At 57.6% G+C, this 238-nt stretch carries 1 protein-coding gene; it reads left to right on the top strand.

Annotated features, from left to right (window positions below):
• Positions 1–238: transposase (locus FHD02_RS24210; protein ID WP_220394396.1), on the top strand; the 238-nt coding region annotated here is incomplete at both ends.

Genomic DNA, 238 nt, shown 5'->3' with positions numbered 1-238 from the left:
ATGGCGCGATGGAAGATGCTCTGTACGAAATCGCCTCCATGCGTCTGTTTGCCCGGTTATCCCTGGATAGCGCCTTGCCGGACCGCACCACCATCATGAATTTCCGCCACCTGCTGGAGCAGCATCAACTGGCCCGCCAATTGTTCAAGACCATCAATCGCTGGCTGGCCGAAGCAGGCGTCATGATGACTCAAGGCACCTTGGTCGATGCCACCATCATTGAGGCACCCAGCTCGAC

Source organism: Citrobacter sp. EC_71 (genome assembly GCF_019584005.1).
In the GTDB taxonomy this organism is placed as follows: Bacteria; Pseudomonadota; Gammaproteobacteria; order Enterobacterales; family Enterobacteriaceae; genus Citrobacter; species Citrobacter werkmanii.
Note: the sequence above shows the minus strand (reverse complement) of the source record. Positions and strands in the feature narration are given on the sequence as shown.